Source organism: Micromonospora sp. NPDC048986 (assembly GCF_040649335.1).
GTDB lineage: Bacteria > Actinomycetota > Actinomycetes > Mycobacteriales > Micromonosporaceae > Micromonospora > Micromonospora alfalfae.
Genome location: NZ_JBEZFJ010000007.1, coordinates 217,739 through 235,622, shown reverse-complemented (window position 1 = coordinate 235,622; position 17,884 = coordinate 217,739). Strand labels below are relative to the sequence as shown.

14 protein-coding genes are annotated in these 17,884 nt (G+C 72.4%); 9 read left to right on the top strand and 5 right to left on the bottom strand.

Annotation, left to right across the window (positions count from 1 at the left end; genetic code table 11):
• Positions 1–47: 47 nt before the first annotated feature.
• Positions 48–917, bottom strand: a complete 870-nt coding sequence (locus AB0B94_RS16790; protein ID WP_357279633.1) for a DUF5667 domain-containing protein — start codon at positions 915–917, stop codon at positions 48–50.
• A 289-nt stretch (positions 918–1,206) separates the two neighbouring features.
• A complete protein-coding gene (locus tag AB0B94_RS16785) occupies positions 1,207–2,163 on the bottom strand; it encodes an ECF subfamily RNA polymerase sigma factor, BldN family (protein ID WP_357279629.1) in 957 nt (318 codons plus the stop codon).
• 586 nt (positions 2,164–2,749) lie between these two features.
• Between AB0B94_RS16785 and AB0B94_RS16780 the strand changes: the two genes are divergently transcribed.
• From AB0B94_RS16780 to AB0B94_RS16770, 3 genes are read left to right on the top strand one after another with little or no spacing between them, the layout of a single operon-like run.
• Positions 2,750–4,357, top strand: a complete 1,608-nt coding sequence (locus AB0B94_RS16780; protein WP_357279625.1) for an AMP-binding protein — start codon at positions 2,750–2,752, stop codon at positions 4,355–4,357.
• Positions 4,347–4,601 (top strand): glutaredoxin family protein, encoded by a 255-nt coding sequence (locus tag AB0B94_RS16775; RefSeq protein WP_030490173.1) that lies wholly within the window; start codon positions 4,347–4,349, stop codon positions 4,599–4,601. The genes AB0B94_RS16780 and AB0B94_RS16775 overlap by 11 nt, the downstream gene beginning before the upstream one ends.
• Before the next feature lie 20 nt (positions 4,602–4,621).
• Positions 4,622–5,284: an HAD hydrolase-like protein gene (locus AB0B94_RS16770; protein WP_357279620.1), complete on the top strand. Its 663-nt coding sequence runs from the start codon at positions 4,622–4,624 to the stop codon at positions 5,282–5,284.
• Here AB0B94_RS16770 and AB0B94_RS16765 read toward each other — a convergent pair.
• Positions 5,265–5,918 carry a response regulator transcription factor gene (locus tag AB0B94_RS16765; protein WP_357279616.1) on the bottom strand — a complete coding sequence of 218 codons (654 nt, stop codon included), beginning with the start codon at positions 5,916–5,918 and terminating at the stop codon, positions 5,265–5,267. The genes AB0B94_RS16770 and AB0B94_RS16765 overlap by 20 nt on opposite strands.
• Before the next feature lie 58 nt (positions 5,919–5,976).
• Positions 5,977–7,281: a sensor histidine kinase gene (locus AB0B94_RS16760; RefSeq protein ID WP_357279613.1), complete on the bottom strand. Its 1,305-nt coding sequence runs from the start codon at positions 7,279–7,281 to the stop codon at positions 5,977–5,979.
• Between the two features lie 371 nt (positions 7,282–7,652).
• Here AB0B94_RS16760 and AB0B94_RS16755 point away from each other — a divergent pair, with 371 nt between their 5' ends.
• The 6 genes from AB0B94_RS16755 to AB0B94_RS16730 all read left to right on the top strand — a co-directional run bounded on the left by AB0B94_RS16755 (position 7,653) and on the right by AB0B94_RS16730 (position 14,429).
• Entirely contained in the window at positions 7,653–8,423 is a 771-nt protein-coding gene (locus tag AB0B94_RS16755) for a redox-sensing transcriptional repressor Rex (RefSeq protein ID WP_357279610.1), read from the top strand.
• The gene (locus AB0B94_RS16750; protein ID WP_357279603.1) at positions 8,420–9,817 is read left to right on the top strand and encodes a glutamyl-tRNA reductase; all 1,398 of its coding nucleotides are present in this window, start codon (positions 8,420–8,422) and stop codon (positions 9,815–9,817) included. Before AB0B94_RS16755 ends, AB0B94_RS16750 begins: the two co-directional genes overlap by 4 nt.
• The gene (gene hemC, locus AB0B94_RS16745) at positions 9,814–10,782 is read left to right on the top strand and encodes a hydroxymethylbilane synthase (RefSeq protein WP_357279598.1); all 969 of its coding nucleotides are present in this window, start codon (positions 9,814–9,816) and stop codon (positions 10,780–10,782) included. The genes AB0B94_RS16750 and hemC overlap by 4 nt, the downstream gene beginning before the upstream one ends.
• The gene (locus tag AB0B94_RS16740) at positions 10,779–12,359 is read left to right on the top strand and encodes a uroporphyrinogen-III synthase (RefSeq protein WP_112584249.1); all 1,581 of its coding nucleotides are present in this window, start codon (positions 10,779–10,781) and stop codon (positions 12,357–12,359) included. The genes hemC and AB0B94_RS16740 overlap by 4 nt, the downstream gene beginning before the upstream one ends.
• Positions 12,360–12,379: 20 nt before the next feature.
• On the top strand, positions 12,380–13,363 hold the full coding sequence (hemB, locus tag AB0B94_RS16735) for a porphobilinogen synthase (RefSeq protein WP_357279585.1): 984 nt from the start codon (positions 12,380–12,382) through the stop codon (positions 13,361–13,363).
• Between the two features lie 577 nt (positions 13,364–13,940).
• Entirely contained in the window at positions 13,941–14,429 is a 489-nt protein-coding gene (locus AB0B94_RS16730) for a helix-turn-helix transcriptional regulator (RefSeq protein WP_357279580.1), read from the top strand.
• Between the two features lie 66 nt (positions 14,430–14,495).
• On the opposite strand, the gene AB0B94_RS16725 is transcribed toward AB0B94_RS16730, so the two are convergent.
• A complete protein-coding gene (locus AB0B94_RS16725) occupies positions 14,496–17,798 on the bottom strand; it encodes a lamin tail domain-containing protein (RefSeq protein ID WP_357279575.1) in 3,303 nt (1,100 codons plus the stop codon).
• Positions 17,799–17,884 lie beyond the last annotated feature (86 nt).

Below are 17,884 nucleotides of genomic sequence, written 5' to 3'. Positions count from 1 at the left end.
AGCGAACTGTGGCGCGGCCGGTCGGACGTGCGGTATGGGGACGCGGGTCAGCGGGCCCCGGGGCAGGTGCTCGGATTCGGCCCGAGGGCGTCGCTGGCGGCCGGTGCCGGCAGGCCGCAGGAGATCGCCGCACGCAGGTCGTCCGAGCGTTCCCGGATGCTGTCCAGCAACACCAGCGACCGCTGGGTGCGCTCCCGGTCGACCCGGGTGCTCCCGTCGAGCAGGCCGCGTACCGCCCGGCGCTGGCTCGACACGAAGGTGTTCAGAGTATCCAGGCTGCCCGGCTCGGCCCGCTGAACGGCAGCCGAGGTCAGCAGGCGAACGCCCTGCCGGCTGTCGGCGTCCATGTCGTCGAGGACCGCGCTGTAGCCGATCCGGTCGCCGCGCAGCTTCGCGGCTTCGCCGACTCTGGTCCGGGCGAAGTCCAGGAAGAGTTGGCCCCGGCTGATGTCGGAGCTGGCCAGGGCGAGCTGTGCCCGTTCGGTGGAGCGCTTCATGCCGTACAGCGCGTCACCGGGCACCGCGTTCTCGCTGGCGGCGGAGATCCCGGAGACGGCGATGGCCCCGGCGGCGATGCCGACCAGGATCGCGCCCCGGGCGCGGGCCCGCCGTGCGGTGACCGCCGGCAGTAGCCGCCCGCGGCTGGTAGTGGCGGCCGGTTCGCTGACCGCCGCTGGTGTGCTGCCCAGCCCCTCCCGCTCGGCGGTTGCGAGCAGCATCGCCCGCAGGCCGGTACGGAAGTCCTGGTCCACCTCGACAGCCGGGGGGTCGACGCTGAGCCGTTGACCCACTGCGACGAGCGGCGCCAGTTGGCCGTCCACCCGGGATCGCACGTGGTGTCGTCGAGCGCCGTTGGCCTCGTCGAGAAGCTGCGCGAAGCGCTCCGCGCGCCGGCGGGAGAAGAGGGTGTTGTCCACCGCAGGCACCTCCTCTCGCTGGTCACGGCCGGTCGGCCGCCGTCGTTGCCAGCGACCGGGCGGCAGTGTGACACCACGGAGGTGAGGTGCCGCCGGCATGCCGGTCGGACCTCGGTGACCCGGGCCTGCCGGGACATCCACCGGTCGCACCCGGAGAAACGCGGCGGACCGGGCACGGGTTACGGGCCTGGCGGAGCGGAAATTACAGAAAGTGATGGTCATCACCGGGCGGGACCGACTCTGAGCTGCGCGGACGTTGATCGACGTCCGTCGGTCCCGCCGTAACAAACTACGGCTGGAAGCCGTCGGGCAGCAGCCGGGCGAGGGCGCGGACGGCGCGGTACTGGAGGGCCTTGATGGCTCCCTCGTTCTTGCCCATCGCGCGGGCCGTCTCGGCGACCGAGAAGCCCTGGAGGAAGCGGAGCACTATGCACTCCTGCTGCTCCGGGTTGAGCTGCTTCACAGCGGTGAGGAGCGCGACGTTGGTGATGTGCTCCACCACCGCCGCCTCCGGGCTGCCCTCCGGGCCCCGGTCCTCCCGGTCGGCGTCGAGCACGTCGCCGGTGGTGACCTCCAGCCGGTACCGGCCCGACTTGAAGTGGTCCGCGACGAGGTTGCGGGCGATCGTCACCAGCCAGGCGCCGAGGTCGCGGCCCTGCCAGGTGAAGCTGCCGATCCGCTTGAGCGCGCGCAGGAAGGTGTCCGAGGTGAGATCCTCGGCGAGTTGCCGGTTGCCGACCCGGAAGTAGACGAACCGGAAGACGGTGTCCACGTAACGGTCGTAGATCAGACCGAACGCCTCGGACTCGCCGGCCTGGGCCCGCTCGATCAGCGTCCAGACCTCGGTTGCCGGGTCGGACGGGTCCGGGCGGCTCGGGAAACCGGTCGGGGTGGTCGCGGTGGTGGCCGGCACCGCCGGGATCACCGCTGTCTCACCAGCCGCCGGGTCGGCGGTGACCGCAGGTGTGTCGCTTACCCGACGGCCCTGCACGGGCATTGTGGGCCGCGGTGGTACGGCGACCCGGCCGCCGGCCGGCTTCGCGTTCCCACCTGGCACCGCGGGTCGCGGCGGTGGCTCGTTGTGGTGTGGCCGGCTGCGGATCCGTTGCGCCGCGCCGTCACCCCGCACGACACCGCCGTGCTGTTCGTCCGATGGGGCACGGGCCGCTGGCCGCTCGTTGACGTGGGAGCGGGCGGGCTGACCGGTCAGGCCGACCGGGCGTTCCGCGTAACCGAAGGTGGTCACCGCATTGCCCCCGTCCCGTCGGTCGCCGGGCGGGCCGGTCTAGGTCTCGTCGGTGCGGACCGACCGGATGACCGGTCGGGCAGGACGGTCACGGGAGTTGCCGACGGGCGGCAATTCCCCTGGAGGTGCTGGTCCAATGCGCTCACAGGCACGGGGGCCTCCTCGGGCTGAGGGGTGTCGACTCACGGCAAATGGGGTGAGCCGACCCGAGTGATGATAGGGCCAACGTCACCCGCGCGTGGCAAGTCCGTTACACAAGGCGGAAGTATTTCCCGCTCCGTCGCACCGGTGGCGGACCGGTTGTCCGTCGTGTGCGATTGACTTTCCGTCGGCTTGGTGTTCCTGGGTGGATCCCCAGGTCGGGGGCTTGCCGACCGTTCGGCTGACCGGCCGCGCCGGCCGGCCGGACGGGCGCGGCCGAACTGCCCGTGGTCAGCGTCGCACGTCCCATCGACAGGACCTGATCGGATCGCCGGTGGCACACCGGACAGTCCCGTACATGGGACTGTCGCGGGGTCGTCCTCCGGGCGTGGCCCCAACCGTCGGGCGTGGTCCGTCGCCGTCCGCTGTGCCAGACTCGATCACCGTGCAGGACGCCTCGGAAAGCCCCGCGCCGAACCTCGCCGACCGGGTCCGCCGGGCGGCTCTCGACAGCGCCGACCGGCCCGCGCTGCACTGGCGCGAGCACACAGTGAGCTGGTCCGAACTGGACGCTGCGGTGGACGCCGCCGCCCGGGGCCTGTCCGCCGCCGCGCCACCCGCCGACCCCAGCGGTACGCCCCCACGCGTCGCCATCGCGCTGCCCAACACACCGGACTTCGTGATCGCCTGGCTCGGCGCCCTCCGCGCCGGGCTGGTCACGGTGCCGGTCAACCCCGGCCTCACCGCCCCGGAGCTACGACACGTGCTGGCCGACTCCGGCGCGTCGGTGCTCATCGCCACCGAGCACGTCCGAGGTCTGGCCGCCGACATGGCAGCCGAGTTGCCCGCACTCGCCTCGGTGCACGGCACGGCACCGACCGCCGAGGCGCCCGGACCGGCACCCCGCCCCCAACGCGGCGGCGCCGACCTGGCTGTACTGCTCTACACCTCCGGCACCGAGGGGCGACCCAAGGGCGCGATGCTCCCGCACCAGGCGCTGCTCGCCAACCACGAACAGGTCGCGGCGATCGAGCCGCCGGTGGTCGGGCCGAACGACACTGTTCTCCTGGCGTTGCCGCTGTTCCACGCGTACGGGCTCAACTCGGGGCTCGGCGCGGTGGTGCACCACGGCGCTACCGGTGTGCTGCTCGACGAGCCGGGCCCGACGGCAGGGCTGGACGAGGTCGCGCGGCACCGGGTCAGCGTGCTGGTCGGCGTACCGTCGATGTTTCTGACCTGGGCCGGCGCGGCCACGGCCCGCGCGGCGACCGCGTCGGTGCGGGTGGCGGTCTGCGGCGCGGCACCGCTCGAACCCGCTGTCGCGGCGCGCTTCACCGCTGTCACCGGGCATCAGGTGCACATCGGGTACGGCCTCACCGAGACCGCGCCGGTGCTCACCTCCACCCTTGCCGGCGGCGTGGCCAAGCCGGGTTCGATCGGCCGGCCGCTGCCCGGGGTGCGGCTACGCCTGGTCGGCGCCGACGGGGCGGACCTGTGGCGCGACGGGCTGGCCGTCCCCGACGACGACCCGGACGAGCTGGACATCTCCGACGTGGCGCCGGGCACCGACCCGGGGCAGATCGTGGTGTCCGGCCGCAACCTCTTCACCGGCTACTGGCCCGACGGTCGGGGCGGCCCGGACGCCGAGGGTTGGTGGGCCACCGGTGACATCGCGTACGCCGACGAGGACGGCGACCTCTTCCTGGTCGACCGGCTCGGCGAGTTGATCCTGGTCAACGGGTTCAACGTCTATCCGCACGAGGTCGAGCTGGTGCTCGCCGGGCACCCCGGGGTGGTCGAGTCGGCGGTACTGGGTGTGCCGCACCCGCGGACCGGCGAGACTGTGCGGGCGTACGTGGTGCCGGTGCAGGGTCGACCGGTGACCAGCGAGGAGTTGCTCGCCCACTGCGCACGGAACCTGGCCCGGTTCAAGTGCCCGACCGCTGTCGAGTTCGTCGACGCCCTGCCGCACTCGGCGATCGGCAAGGTACGCAAGACCCAACTCCGGTCGGCGACGCCGACCGACAGCACGGAGGTAACCGATGGCCAGTGACGCCCGACTCGCCCTGATCACCCGACCCGGCTGCCACCTGTGTGACGACGCCAAGGCGGCGCTCGACCGGGTGGTAGCGGTCACCGGCGACAAGTGGGTCGAGTGGGACGTCACCGGCGACGAGGGGCTGGAGCGGGAGTACGGGGACCGGCTGCCGGTGGTGATGCTCGACGGCAAGGAGCACGGCTACTGGCGGGTCGAGGAGGACCGGCTGCTGCGGGACCTGACCACGCCGCAGCTCTGACGGGTGCCTATGGTGCTCTGATGACCTCCGCGCAGCCGCACCTCGTCTGGGACTGGAACGGCACCCTGCTCAACGACCTCAGCCTCGTGGTGTCCGCCACCAACGTCGTGTTCGCGAGCCTGGGTGGGCCGACGATCACCGCGGACGAGCACCGGGTGCGGTTCCGCAGGCCGATCGCCGAGTACTACGCCGAGGTGCTCGGGCAGGCAGTGGACGACGACGAGTTCGGCCGACTGGACAAGATCTTCCACGACGCCTACCGCACCGGGCTGACGACCTGCGAGCTGGCCGCCGACGCGCGCGCCGCGATGGCGGCCTGGCCGGGCAGCCAGAGCCTGCTGTCCATGTGGTTCCACGAGGAGCTGGTCCCGACCGTGCACACGTACGGGTTGACCGGTCACTTCACCCGCGTCGACGGCCTCCGGGCCGCTGTGGGCGGCGGCCACAAGGCCGAGTCGCTCCAGCTGCACCTGGCCGAACTGGGCGTGGACGGCGCTTCGGTGGTGCTGATCGGCGACTCCATCGACGACGCGGACGCGGCGCTCGCGGTGGGTGGCAGTGCCGTGCTCTACACCGGTGGGTTCACCGACCCGGTCCGGCTGCGCGCCTCCGGTCACCCGGTTGCCGACACCCTCACCGACGCGGTGGCCCTGGCCCGTGAGGTCAGTTCCGCAGGTAGGTGAGGACGGCCAGCACCCGCCTGTGCTGTTCGGTGTCCGGCGGCAGGGTGAGCTTGGTGAAGATGTTGCGCACGTGCTTCTCCACCGCGCCGTCGCTGACCACCAGGGCGCGCGCGATGGCGGTGTTCGAACGCCCCTCGGCCATCAGGGCGAGCACCTCGCGCTCGCGGGGGGTCAGCTCGCGCAGCGGGTCGTCGCGGCGACGCCGGGCGAAGAGCTGACCGACCACCTCCGGGTCGAGCACCGTGCCGCCGCCCGCCACCCGCCGCAGCGCGTCCAGGAACTCGTCGATCGCTGCCACCCGGTCCTTGAGCAGGTAGCCGATCCCGCCGCCGGCGCCGCCGGTGGTGGCGAGCAGATCATCGGCGTACGACACCTCGACGTACTGGGAGAGCACCAGGATCGGCGTACGCGGCACCAGCCGGCGTGCCTCCACAGCAGCCCGCAGCCCCTCGTCGGTGTGCGACGGGGGCATCCGGACGTCGACGATCGACACGTCGGGCCGGTGCTCGACCACCGCCCGGACCAGGGCGTCACCGTCCCCGACGGCGGCCACCACCTGGTGCCCGCTCTCGGTCAGCAGCCGGACCAGCCCCTCCCGGAGCAGGACGGCGTCGTCGGCGATCACGATGCGCATGGCTGTGTTGTCTACCACGTCCGGCCCGCCGTACGGGCTCGGCGCGGTGCCGGGCCGGTCACAGCGGCAGCTCGGCTCGGATCTCGGTGGGGCCGCCGGTCGGGCTGACCACCACCAGTTCGCCACCGGCGGCCCGGACCCGGTCGGCGATGCCGGCGAGCCCGTGCCCCTTCGCCAGGTGCGCACCGCCCTGCCCGTCGTCGCCGACCCGCACCTGCAGGTGGGTGTCGTTGCGGGCCACGGCGACAGTGGCCTCGGTGGCCCGGCTGTGCTTGGCGACGTTTGTCAGCGCCTCGGACACCACGAAGTACGCGGTGTTCTCCACCGCCGGGTCGAGCCGCCCGGCCGGGGTGCCGAGCTGCGGGTCCACCTGGAGCTCGATCGGGATCAGCCCACGGCCGGCGATAGCGGCCAGAGCGCTGGGCAGGCCGCGGTCGACGAGGATCGGCGGCGCGATGCCCCGGGACAGCGCCCGCAGCTCGGCCAGCGTGTCCCGGGTCTGGGTGACCGCCTCGTCGATGGTGCGGCCGGCAGCCTCCGGGTCCGAGGCGAGCTGCATCCGGGCCCGGCTGAGGTCCATCGCCAGCCGGACCAGGCGCTGCTGGGGGCCGTCGTGGATGTCGCGTTCCAACCGGCGTAGCGCGGAGGCCTCGGCGGACACGGCCGCCCGCTTCTGCTCCTCCAGCACTGTGATCCGGTCGCGCATCTCGGCCACCCCGGTCAGCATCGCCTTGGCGAAGCTGGCCTGGAGCAGCGCGCAGCCCCGCACCACGATCGGCAGGGTGATCAGGAAGAACACCCCGAGCGCGCTGTACAGGCCGATCCGGGCGGTGGTCGAGTCGCCCAGGCCGAGTAGCTGCGCCAGGTCCTGGTCACCCTCGCCGTCGGCCCTGGGCAGGGCCCAGTCGTACGCCCAGTAGAGCGAGCCGGCGATCGCCGCCGCCCACCAGGACAGCGTCACCACGAAGGTGCTCGCCGCCGCGATCAGCCGCAGGATGCCGTGCGCCAGGTCGAGCCAGGACTGGGCGTCCCGCATCGGCACGAAGATCCGCCGCCAGGCGTTCGCGCCGGCCTCGGGCAGCCGGTAGTGCGGCCGGATCCGGGGCTGGTGGAGCACCGCGGGCAACCGCAGCCGCTCGACGTCGGCCAGTCCACGGGCGGTGTACAGGGTGCCGCTGAGGATCGGCAGGCCGATCACCGTGACCACCAGGCCGATGCCGACCGCGAGGCCGACGATGAGGACGACGAAGCTGGCCAACGCCAGGGGCAGGCCGAGCAGCACGTACCCGGAGTCGACGAAGAGCTGGCGGGGGATGCTCGGTGCCAGCGTCGGTCGGTCGCTGGTGGCGGCAACGGCGGTCATGCTCAAAGGCTAGGCATCTGGGCTCGGTGTCCCCATCCCGAAACCCCGCCTCTCCTCCGTAGTGCTGCCCCTACCACCGCCGGGACGACCCCTGGACAGGGCCGGCGCGGGATTGGTCAGAGAAGTCGGGATTGAGCAATAATCGCCCAGGCGGTGAGCGGACCAGGCCGTTCAATCGATCTTGTGGAATGGAGGGGCTGGTGACGTCGCGCCACGCAGCGACAAGATCGCGATTTGTGCACGTCTTCACAAGCGCCTACGCTGTGACTCCGACGCGCCCTGCTAGCACAGCCGGCAACCTCGGTCGCCAGCGGGAGTCCACAAACGGCCGACCAGCGGAGTTGGCCGAGGATCGCACCGCACGGAGTCTCATGAGTCAGCACCGTCACCCAGGCGCGCCCGGCCGCGCCGGTGCCGTACCGACGCTCCCGGATCTGCCCGAGGCGACCGTCGCTCGGCTCCCGGAGTACCTTCGCGCGCTGCACAACCTCGCCGACGCCGGGCACGAGACGGTCTCCAGCGAAGGTCTCTCCGCCGCCGCCGGGGTCAACTCCGCCAAGCTCCGCAAGGACCTCTCCCACCTCGGCTCGTACGGCACCCGGGGCGTCGGCTACGACGTCGCGCTGCTGATCGAGCAGATCGAGTATGTGCTCGGGCTCACCCAGCGCCGGGCTGTCGCCCTGGTCGGCGTGGGTAATCTCGGTCACGCTCTGGCCGGCTACGACGGCTTCGCCAGCCGGGGTTTCCGGATCGCCGCACTGCTCGACGCCGATCCCTCCCGGGTCGGTGAGGAGATCAACGGCCTGGTGGTCAGGCATGTTGACGACCTGCCGACGGTCGCCGCGGAGGAATCCCTCGCGATCGGCGTGATCGCCACCCCGGCCGCCGCCGCCCAGCAGGTCGCCGACCAACTGGTCGCCGTCGGCGTGACGAGCATCCTCAACTTCGCGCCGTGCGTACTCTCGGTTCCGGAGGGGGTCGACGTGCGCAAGGTCGACCTCGCCATCGAGCTGCAGATTCTGTCCTTCCACGAGCACCGCAAGGCGTCGCTGACCGCGCTGCCCGCCGCCGGCGGGACCGCTTTCACCGCCCTGCCGGGCGGGTTCGCGGCCACCGACACCCAGGAGGCGATAGGCACGTGAAACTGCTCGTCGTCGGCGCGTCCTACCGGACCGCCCCGGTCGCCACGCTGGAGCAGCTGGCCGTGCCCCCCGCCGACCTCACCCGCACACTGGACCGCCTGGTCGCCCAGCCGTACGTGGCCGAGGCGGTGATCGTCTCCACCTGCAACCGGGTGGAGGTCTACGCCGCCGTGTCCGGTTTCCACGGTGGGCTCGGCGACGTCTGCGCCGTGCTGGCCGAGCAGGCCGGCAGCTCGCCGACAGCGCTCGCCAGCCACCTGTACGTGCACTACGACACCGCGGCCGTGGACCACGTCTTCCGGGTCGCCACCGGTCTGGACTCGATGGTGGTGGGCGAGGCGCAGATCCTCGGCCAGCTGCGTGACGCGTACCACTGGGCCACCGGCGCCGACTCGGCCGGCCGGCTGCTGCACGAGCTGATGCAGCAGGCGTTGCGGGTCGGTAAGCGGGCCCACGCCGAGACCGGCATCGACCGGGCCGGCCAGAGCGTCGTCACCGCCGCCCTGGAACTGGCCGCCGGGCACCTCGACGGCGACCTCGTCGGCCACCCGGCCCTGGTGGTCGGCGCCGGTGCGATGGGTTCGCTCGGAGTGGCCACGCTGTCCCGCCTGGGCGCCGGGCCGCTCACCGTCAGCAACCGGGGCGCCGACCGGGCCGTCCGGCTCGCCGAGTCGTACGGGGCGACTGCCGCGCCGATGACCGAGCTGGCCGACACCCTCTCCACAGTGGACATCGTAGTGGCCGCCACCGCGTCCACCGAACCGGTCCTCACCCGGTCGGTGGTCACCGCGGCGCTGGCCGAACGCGACAGGTCCCGGGGCCCACTGGTCCTGCTCGACCTGGCCGTTCCGCGCGACGTCGAGGAGGGCGTCGCCGAGCTGCCCGGCGTCGAGGTGATCGACATCGACCGGATGGCGGCGCTGCTCGCCGACGGTCCGGCGGCCGCCGACGCCGCAGCCGTCGAACGCATCGTCCTCGGCGAGGTGGAGGGCTTCCTCACCTGGCTGCGTGGTGCCGACGTGGCACCGACAGTGGCCGCGCTGCGCGGCCGGGCCGACGACGTGGTCACCGCCGAGCTGCGCCGACTGGCCCAGCGCCGCCCCGACCTCGGCGACGACCTGCGGGCCGAGGTGGCCCGCACCGTGCACCGGGTCGTGCAGCGGCTGCTGCACCAGCCCACCGTCAAGGTCCGCCAGTTGGCCGCGGAGCCCGGCGGCGACCAGTACGCGGCACTGCTGCGCGAGCTGTTCGACCTCGAGGTGCCACAGACCTCGCCGGTGGACACCGTCCCGGACGTGCTGACCCCCGACCTCGGCATGGCGTTCCCCGGCACCGACCCGGTGTCCGGAGCCGACGCCGCCGAGACCACCCCACCCACCGGAGGTGCGCGATGACCGCCCCCCTGCGCCTCGGCACCCGGGGCAGCACCCTGGCGATGGCCCAATCCGGCCAGGTCGCCGAGGCGGTGACCGCCGCCACCGGTCGCCCCGTCGAGCTGGTCGAGGTGGTCACCGCAGGCGACCGCTCCAACGCTCCGGTGCACCGGCTGGGCGTCGGTGTGTTCGTCTCCGCCCTGCGCGACGCGCTGACCGCCGGGACGATCGACTTCGCTGTGCACTCGTACAAGGATCTGCCCACGGCCGCCGCCGGTGGGCTGCACATCGCGGCGGTTCCGGCCCGGCAGGACCCGCGCGACGCGTTGGTGGCCCGCGACGGCCGGACGCTCGCCGAGTTGCCGCCCGGGGCCACGGTGGGCACCGGCGCGCTGCGTCGGATCGCCCAGTTGCACGCCCTCGGCCTGCAACTGGAGGTCACCCCGATCCGCGGCAACATCGACACCCGCCTGGGGCGGGTGCTCGGTCCGGACGCCGACCTCGACGCGATCGTCCTGGCCCGGGCCGGTCTGGCCCGCATCGGCCGGACCGACGTGATCACCGAGACGTTGGACCCGATGCTGATGCTGCCCGCTCCCGCTCAGGGTGCGTTGGCGGTGGAGTGCCGGGTCGACGACCAGGACCTGGTCGAGCTGCTCGCCGTGCTCGACCACGCACCGTCACGTGCCGCGGTCACCGCGGAACGTGCGTTTCTGGCAACCCTGGAGGCCGGGTGCAGCGCACCCGTCGCCGCCTATGCCGAACTCGCCGAAGGCGAGACCGGCGATGAGATCTACCTGCGCGGGGCGGTGATCAGCCCGGACGGCACTCGTGACCTCCGGCTGTCCCGCACCGGAACGCCCGCCGACGCGGCGGAGATCGGTAAGGCACTCGCCGCCGAACTCCTCGACCTCGGCGCCGACTCGATCCTCGGCCACGAAGGACACACCGGCCCGGGGACCCAGCAATTTGGGAGCACAGAATGACCCGCACCCGTAAGCCCGTCGGCCGTATCGCGTTCGTCGGGGCCGGCCCCGGTGACCCGGGCCTGCTGACCCGTCGGGCCCACGACGCCCTGGTCGACGCCGACCAGGTGATCTACGACCGGGGAGTCCCGGAGTCGTTGCTCACCGTCGTTCGCGCCGAGGCCAGGGACGATGCCGAGTTCACCCCGGCCGAGGGCGCGCCGGGGGACGTGGCGAAGGTGCTGATCTCCGCGGCCCGCTCGGGGCTCAACGCGGTGCACCTGGTCGCCGGCGACCCGTTCGGCCACGACTCGGTGGTCAAGGAGGTGCAGGCGGTGGCTCGCACCGCCGCCCACTTCGAGGTGGTGCCCGGCGTCGGCCAGGCCGAGGGTGTGGCCACCTACGCCGGAGTCCCGCTGCCCGGTGTGCGTACGGCCGCCGACGTCGAGGACGTCAGCGCGCTGGACTTCGAGGCGCTGGCCACTGCCGTCGGCCGGGGTTCGCTGGCGCTCGCAGTGGACGCCGGTGACCTCGCCGCCGTCCGGGACGGTCTGCTCGCCGCCGGGGTCGACGGCACCACCGGCGTCGGAGTGACCGGCGACGGCACCGGCGAGACCCAGTACACGACCACGTCGACGGTGGACAGCTTCGTGGCCGCCGCGCTCGGTTTCACCGGCCGGGTGGTGCTCACCGTCGGTGTCGGCGTGGGGCAACGCGACAAGCTGAGCTGGTGGGAGAACCGCCCGCTGTACGGCTGGAAGGTGCTCGTACCCCGGACCAAGGAGCAGGCCGGCGCGATGAGCGCCCGGCTGCGCGCGTACGGAGCGATCCCGTGCGAGGTGCCGACCATCGCGGTCGAGCCGCCGCGCACCCCGGCGCAGATGGAGCGGGCGGTCAAGGGCCTGGTCGACGGCCGGTACGCCTGGGTGATCTTCACGTCGGTCAACGCGGTCCGCGCGGTGTGGGAGAAGTTCGCCGAGCACGGCCTCGACGCCCGGCACTTCGGCGGCGTCAAGATCGCCTGTATCGGTGAGGCGACTGCGGACGCGGTCCGCGCGTTCGGCATCCAGCCGGAGCTGATCCCCGCGGGGGAGCAGTCCTCGGAGGGCCTGTTGGCCGAGTTCTCGCCGCACGACGAGATCCTCGACCCGGTGGGCCGGGTGCTGCTGCCGCGCGCCGACATCGCGACCGAGACGCTTGCCGCCGGCCTCACCGAGCGTGGCTGGGAGGTCGACGACGTGACCGCGTACCGGACGGTGCGGGCCGCTCCGCCGCCCGCCGAGATCCGCGACGCGATCAAGTCGGGCGGGTTCGACGCGGTGCTCTTCACCTCGTCTTCCACGGTGCGCAACCTGGTCGGCATCGCCGGGAAGCCGCACGCCCGGACCGTTGTTGCCGTCATTGGGCCCAAGACGGCGGAGACCGCCACGGAGTTCGGCCTGCGCGTCGACGTCCAGCCGCCGCACGCCTCGGTGCCCGACCTGGTGGAGGCGCTCGCCGCCTACGCCGTCGAGCTGCGGGAGAAGCTGGCCGCCATGCCGGCCAAGCAGCGCCGTGGCTCGAAGGTGCAGGGCCCGACCGCTCTGCGCTTCCGGTAGTCGTTCGAGGAGGGCCTGCCATGTCGTACCCAGAGATCCGGCCCCGCCGGCTGCGCCGCAACCCGGCGGTCCGCCGGCTGGTGTCAGAGACCCGGGTCGACCCGGCCGAACTGGTCGTGCCGATGTTCGTCAAGGAGGGGCTGACCGAGCCTCGCGCCATCGGGTCGCTCCCGGGGGTGCTCCAGCACTCCCGGGACTCGCTGCGCAAGGCGGCCGCCGAGGCGGTCCAGGCCGGTGTCGGCGGGATCATGCTCTTCGGCGTGCCGGAGCGGCGGGACCCGACCGGCTCCGGCGGCACCGACCCGAACGGCATCCTCAACGTCGCCATCCGCGATGTGGTGGCGGAGGTGGGCGACGCGACGGTGGTGATGAGCGACCTGTGCCTCGACGAGTTCACCTCGCACGGGCACTGTGGGCTGCTCACCGGAGATGGCGAGGTCGACAACGACTCGACCCTGGCCGCGTACGCCGAGATGGCGGTGGCCCAGGCCGCCGCCGGGGTCGGCATGGTCGGGCCGTCCGGGATGATGGACGGCCAGGTCGGCGTGGTACGCCGGGCCCTCGACGCCGCCGGCTACCAGGACGTCTCCGTGCTGGCGTACGCGGTGAAGTACGCCTCCGCCTTCTACGGTCCGTTCCGGGAGGCGGTGGAGTCGGCGCTGGAGGGCGACCGGCGCACCTACCAGCAGGACCCGGCCAATCTGCGTGAGTCGCTGCGCGAGGTCGCGTTGGACGTAGCCGAGGGCGCCGACCTGGTGATGGTCAAGCCGGCGCTGCCCTACCTCGACGTGGTGTCGGCGGTGCGGGCCGCGGTGGACGTCCCGGTCGCCGCTTACCAGGTCTCCGGCGAGTACGCGATGGTCGAGGCGGCCGCCGCGAACGGCTGGATCGACCGGGAGCGGGTGATGCTGGAGACGCTCACCTCGATCAAGCGGGCCGGCGCGCAGGTCATCCTCACCTACTGGGCCGTCGAGGCGGCCGGCCTGCTCCGCCAGCGCTACTGAGCGCTCCCGTCCGCAGCCATCCTCTCCCGCCGTGCGCTGATCGTGGCGCGCCCGGTGGACCTTGACGCGGCCGTGATCGCTGGGGCCCCGGCTCGCGCGGGGTCCAGGTCTTGTCGGCCGGATCACGGCTCCTGACCGCGGCGGATCACGGCTCCTGACCGCGGCGGATCACGGCTCCTGACCGCGGCGGATCCCGGCTCCTGACTGTGCGGATCCCTGGCTCTGATGTCTCCACGGCTGCCTTTGCTCTGCACCCGCGGATGCGCCGGCCACGGTCTCAGGCCGGCGCTGACCAGGATGGCGCGTTCCAGCAGGGATGGAGCGTGTCGGGGGTGGCGCATGAGAGGGCCCGTCGGGGTGGCGCGTATCAGGGTGCAGAGCAAAGGGGATAGGTCAGGGACTGCGTCCCCGCTCCGTCGCCCGTACGACGTGCTGCTCAAAGCCCACGACTTCGCCGCCTGAGCGGAAGCCACCCTCACCACGATGACGGATGTCCCGTTGTCCACAGGTCCTTCCGTTGTCCACAGGCCAGCCGAACGGGACTGCGAAAAACGGGGCGAGCCGGGACGGTGAAGGCATGGACGACCTACCGAGCGATCCCTCCGACACCCTATGGCCGGTCGTTGGCATCGTCCGGGCGGTCCGTCGCCACGCGGACCTCAGCCAACGTGAGCTGGCCCGACGGGCAGGGGTGCACCACGCCACCATCGGCCGCATCGAGGGCGGTCGGACTGTTCCGAGTATCGAGCTGCTCTGCCGGATCATCGAGGTCGTCGGGTGTCGGCTGGCCGTCGTCGACGACCTCGGCCGGATGCTCAAGCCGATGCGGGACTGGGAAGACACGCGTGACGGTGCGGGGCGCCGCTACCCGACGCACCTGGACACCATTCTCGACCCGAAGCCGGGGGAGTGGTGGGCGGACATCTACGGGCTGGCCCGCCCACCCGAGACGTTCTACCGCAATCGGGAGGTCCGTGACGCGATGCGTCGGCGTAGCCAATGGGAGGTGCGGGTAGCCAAGCACCGCGGCGTTCCACCACCGCCACAGCGCTGGCGGTACGACTGACCGCGGGACGGACGACGGCCCGCCGCCCCGGGCGGGTGCGGCGGGCCGTCGGCGACCACTCCAGAATCAGTCGTCGTTGGTGATCGTTCCGGTCGCGAGCGGATCAGCCAGCCGCAGGCCGGGCACACCGGCCACCAGCAGCGTCAACTTCTCGTCCGCCTCCCGCCTGCGGTCACCGCGTACCGACACCGGGAACGCCACCGACGTCTGCCCGGCGGCCAACACCTTGCAGCCGGCGTACGGGTCGAAGTCCGAGCCCGCCTGCGCCGTGAGGCCGACGGTGGCGGCGCAGAGCAGCACCGACTGGGACAGCGGCCGAGACACGGTGGCGGTGAAGGTCAGCTGCCGGGTGCCCTGGTTGCCCTCGGCCACCGCCGTGTCGGCCACTGTCAGCGACGCCCGGGACCGGAACCGGGCCACCTGCGGGTCGTGGTCACTGGAACCCCGCGACCCGTCACCGGCGAACTCCGCCGGCCAGTCGGCGTTGATGTGCGCCGCCCGCACCTGCACCAGGTCGCCGTAGAACGCGTCGTTGACGAACAGGTGGTCGAGAGTCTGCGCCTGCCCCTCGAAGCTGTACGAGTAGGCCGAGGCCGGCACATCCGCGACGAGGTTGTCCCACAGGTTGTGCAGGCCCGCCTCGTAGAGCGGGGCGAGCTGGTCCGACGGCGCGGGCTCGTCACCGGTGGCGCTGAACCCCTGGTGCCCAAAGGGCAACGGATCGTCCGGGCGGGGGAAGACGTTCAGGTCCCCGCCGTAGACCACCCGGGCGGTCTGGTCGGCCGCCTCGATCGCGGCGACGATCGCCGCACCGTAACGCGCCTGCTCCCGCCGCTGCCCGACCCGGCTGTCCGGACCGGAGGAGTAGTGGTTGCTGAGGGCGTACAGGGTGAACCGCTCGGTCGAGCCGGGTGCCGCTGCCACGCTGAACTTCCCCAACTGCGGAGCGCGGGTGAAGACGTTGCTCCCGTCCCGACCGGTCGAGGTGTCCACATCCGCCGGCAACACCGCGTTCAGGGCCTTCGGGTTCTGCACGTCCGCGTTGGCCGGCAACCCCGCAGCCCGATACTGAACCGTCGGCGCCGACCCCAGCAGGGGGTCCGCCGCCGTCGCGGCCGCCAGCGACACCCGGTCCGTGCGGTACAGGAACGCTGCGGTGATACCGCGGGCGTCCGCGCCGGTCCGGTCATAGGCGGCGGCGTACGCGGGCCCGCCGGCCGCCGCGACCGTGAGTGCCAACTCCTGGATGCTGTCCGGAGCGCCATCGGCGTTGTTGGTGTCGCCGCAGCTCAGGGCCGCGCCCGAGACCGTGCAGATGTCCTGGTCCTCGGCCTCCTGCACCAGGATCAGGTCCGGTGCGTGCAGGTCCTTGACGATCTGGTCGGCCAGCGCGGCAAGTTGCTCGCGGTATTCCGCCTCGCTGCCCGGGACGTAGTCGAACGGCGGGGCGACGCCCACGCAGCCGGCGTTACCGGCGAAGTCGCAACCGTCGAACGGGTCGTCGCGGTAGTCGTACAGGTTCTCCACGTTGTAGGTGGCCACTGCCACCTCCTGCGACCGGTCGGCCGGCTTGGGCGGGTTGTTCTTCGACGGGTCGGCCCCGGCGGCGAACTCCGCCCGCTCGACCTGGACGCCGTACTTCTCGAACGAGTAGTAAACCCCGCCCACCGCGTCCGCCCGCAGCGTGTCGAAGGTGTGCGCCGGCGGGAGCAGCGCGGCGCTGTCCCCGGCGGTGGCCTTCACACCCATGCTGCCGAGCAGCGTCCGCTGGCCGTTGCCGTCGTCGAACCGGCGGGTCGGGTCGTTGTCCAGCGGGTGCGAATCACGGAAGACCCGCCGGGAGTACGCGTCGGCGCGGTCCAGCAGCGGGTCGTCGCGGTCGACCACCCACAGCTCCGCGTCGGCGGTGGAGGAGAAGACGTCCCGGCCGCTCACCGCGCCGCTGCCCGCGCGTACCCGCATCCGGGAGCCCTCGTGCCGCTCCCAGAAGCGCTGCGCGTCGGTCAGCACGGCCGGCGGCAGCGCGTCGGTCACCGCGACCGCGGTGTCCACGACCAGCCCACCGCCGATCCGGCGGACCAGCGACGCGCCGGAGAGCTGGGAGAAGTTGTAGTACTCCGACACCCGGGCCCGCAGCACCACCTCGTCGCCGACAGTCGGCACGTAACCGCCGATCAGCGAGGTGAACGTGCCCATGAACACGAAGATGCCGTCGGAGCTGGTCGGGTCGCCGTCGGTGTCACCAATGCGGCTCTGCAGGAAGAAGCCGTGCTGCTCCGCCCCGGCCGAGGTGCGGGCCACTGTCAACTGGGTGATCACGCCGCGTACGTCGTACATCGTGCTGCTCGTGCCGTTGCCGCTCGCCGGTGCGAGCGGTGACCTGTCGCCCGGACCCGACTCGGCGTCGGTGGTCGGACCCTGCACCTCACCGACGGTCAGCTCCCGGGTCACCTGCACTACCAACGCGCAGCTCGCGGTGCCACCGCCGGCGTCGGTCGCGGTGAGGGTGACGGTGTACGCCCCCGCGGCGAGGTCGGCGCTCACGCCGACCGTGGCGCGGGCGGTGCCGCCCACCCCGTCGGCGGGGCTGAACGCGGTACGGGTGACCGAGCCGGAGGTCGGGGTCGGGCTGATCGCGGTCACCTTCAGGTCGACGATCGTGTCGTCGGGGTCGGCGGCGGTCACCTCCCGGCTCGCGGCCGTGCCGGCGGCGGTGACCAGCGCCCCACCACAGGTCAGCGTGGCCGGCACGTCGACCGGGCCACCGCCGTCCACCGAGTGCGCGCCCAGCCCGTCGAACGTGTCGACGGGGAAGCCAGCCCACTGTGCGGCGGGGTCGAACGCGTCCGACGGGTCGGTGTCACCGGCCGTCACGCTCGGCAGCCGGCGCACTGTGTTGTCCGCGGTGCTGGTCACGCCGGCACCCCACTCGGTGCCCGGGTCGATGCCCACCTGGCCGATCGAGTCGAGCACCGTGGTGCCCCGGCGCAGCACTATCGCGTCGTCACCGTTGAAGAGGCTCGCCCCGGTGGTCTGGTCGGCCTGGGCGAGGATGGCGGCCCCGGCCGATGCGCTGGCGAACACGAACGCGTCGCCGGCCGCCACGCTGCCGGTCAGGGCGATAGTGGTGGCAGTGGTGGCGCCGTTGAAGTAGAGCTGCAACTGGTAGCCACCGGCCGTCAGGTCGACGGCGGTGCCAGTGCCGTTGAACAGCTCGATCGCCTTGTTGTTCGACGAACCCTCTACGTACTCCGAGATGAACAGGTCGGTGGGCGCGGCGCTGGCCGCGGTGGGTGCGACGCCGAGCGCCGTGACTGTCACGGCGGCGGTGGCGGTCGCGAGCGCGGCGATTGAGCGGCGCGGGCGCATAGGGCCTCCACGATGGGTGGATGGGGGTCAACGCACGTTAAGGTGCGCGACTGTCCACCGTCCATCCCCTAGTGGACAGTTTCGTG